Here is a 1,523-nt window from a genome sequence, read left to right as displayed (position 1 = left end):
CGGCCAGTCTGCCCCCCGCTCTGTCCTGCCGCCACGCGCCCCGTGTGGCCCTTGCCCGCGCCCCCGGCGCGGGACCGGCCGTCCACCCGCCTGGCGAACCCCCCGCCGCGCTCGGCCCCGACGGTCGGGCGCGGGTCTGCCCCATGCTCGCTCGTCGCTCGCCGACTGCCGCGGTGGTGATCGCCTCGCACGACGATGCGTTTCTGGCGGCCTGCGGTTGCCGGCTGCATCATCTCGGTTGTGCCTGGAAAATTGTTGTTCCCCCTGGGCCGTCACGTCCGTGACGGCCCTTCCCCTACACCGCGTACTTCAGCTCGTGCCCGCGTTTCCGTTCCGTGCCCCGGGCGGCCCCCCCGGGCCAGCAGTGTGCAGCTCATCACGCGGGGTGCGCTGAGTGCCCGACGACCAGCCGCGGCGCCAGCACCGCCGCCTCCGTCAACGTATGAGCCGGCAAGACCTTCAGCATCGCCGGCGTCGACCGACACCGCTTCTCCCGCCGCAGCTGGATGTAGTTCCGCCACACCAGGAAGATCGCCAGCCGGTACATCGAGTTGTTCCTCCGGCGTCCGAACGCGATCGTCTCCCGCGTATGATCCTTCAGACAGTGCCGCATCAGCATGTCCAGCAGATTGACCTCGAACAGCGGGTTCGTGTACGTCCGCGGCTTCCTCGAGTCGATCGTCTCGTGATCGAAGTGACACCACCGGATCTTCTTCAGCGCGAACGGATACGTCTTGTGCTTGTCGCTCCAGACATGCGCCCAGACCGCACCGCGGACCGTCTCGGAGACCACCTCCACGACGGCCTTCATCAGCGCGTGCGGATCCGGCCGGCCGACCAGGCTCTCGAACTCCTGCCGCTTGCGCTTCTGCTCGTCGGTCATCGTCCCGCTCCTGCGACGCTCCGCCTCGGCGACGTGGGTCACGAAGCTGGTGTTGCGGTCCAGGGCGGCGATGACCTCGTAGGGCAGGTACTGGGAGTACTCGAAGGTGACCAGGCCATCGAGGATGACGTCAACCGTGGGTGACGCTTTCTCCATGAACTGTCTATGGAAGAGCATGCAGTGCCGACCGAGGCGTGCGAGGTGGTTGTCGACGGTCGCTGGTGAGGTATCGAGGACGCGTGCGATCTGTCGGTTGGCGGCTCCTGAGACGGCGTGTTTCTGGACCTGGGGTAAGAGTTCGGGCTTTTTGAGCCAGTAGCTGGTCTCGAAGGTCTGGGATGAGAAGGTCCTTCGGCAGGCCTTGCAGCGGAATCTCGGGACGGTGTAGGGGGGATTGAGTCTGGTGAAGGATCCGAACCGGATGTAGGGCCAGGGTCCGGATTGGGCCTCGGAATAGGCACAATCGGGGTTCGGGCAGTGGGGAGGAGTCGCAGGGCATGGATATGGGGTTTGAGTGCTCATGAGGGGGGGCTGGGCAAGGTCCAGGCCCGACAACATTTTCGAAGGCACAAGTCATCGAATCCCGGGAGGCGACGGGCACCACCGTCACCGCGCTGCCGCCGGTCCGTCCCGGTGATTG

At 66.1% G+C, this 1,523-nt stretch carries 1 protein-coding gene; it reads right to left on the bottom strand.

Translation table 11 applies throughout. The annotated features are described in order from the left end of the window. Positions 1-376: 376 nt before the first annotated feature. Positions 377-1,405, bottom strand: a complete 1,029-nt coding sequence (locus tag I6U14_RS11250) for a hypothetical protein (RefSeq protein ID WP_296899371.1) — start codon at positions 1,403-1,405, stop codon at positions 377-379. Between the last annotated feature and the right edge of the window lie 118 nt (positions 1,406-1,523).

The sequence above is a fragment of the Thiohalocapsa sp. genome (assembly GCF_019695415.1).
Taxonomy (GTDB): domain Bacteria; phylum Pseudomonadota; class Gammaproteobacteria; order Chromatiales; family Chromatiaceae; genus Thiohalocapsa.
This window is presented reverse-complemented; position numbering and strand designations above follow the sequence as displayed.